The sequence below is a fragment of the Streptomyces sp. SID13666 genome, assembly GCF_010548325.1.
GTDB classification, from domain to species: Bacteria; Actinomycetota; Actinomycetes; order Streptomycetales; family Streptomycetaceae; genus Actinacidiphila; species Actinacidiphila fildesensis.
In genome coordinates this window covers 1-419 of the sequence record NZ_JAAGLX010000205.1, presented here as the reverse complement: position 1 = coordinate 419, position 419 = coordinate 1, and the positions used below count along the sequence as shown (strand labels likewise).

Here is a 419-nt window from a genome sequence, read left to right as displayed (position 1 = left end):
GGCGCCTGGGCCTTGTCGGTGCGCGCGAGCGAGGTCACCGAGTTGACCATGTACCCGAGGCGCTTGAACTCCTGGTACTTGTCGGTCAGTTGGCGGGACTTGTTGATCGGGGCGCCGTAGTCGTACGACGTGTAGACCGCGTTGGGGTCGGCGAGCCAGCCCCAGTTGGTGCCCCCGTACGTCATGTAGAAGGACTGGCCGCTGAAGCCGGCGGCGATGTTCATCTTGCTGAACACCCGGGTGAAGTCGGTACCGGTGAGTTTCGCGCAGTCCTGGTAGCCGGTGCCGCCCCAGGGGTCGAAGGCGCCGCCCTGTGCCTCCGGGATGAGCAGCGGGGACTCCGGCGTCCAGTCGTTGACGTATGAATAGTCCGGCAGGTTCTTCCAGACGTCGGGGTCCTTGCAGTCGCAGCCCTGCGG

At 65.6% G+C, this 419-nt stretch carries 1 protein-coding gene; it reads right to left on the bottom strand.

Annotation, left to right across the window (positions count from 1 at the left end):
* The coding region (locus tag G3I60_RS44105; RefSeq protein WP_203675357.1) for a beta-galactosidase at positions 1-419 on the bottom strand (419 nt) is incomplete at both ends.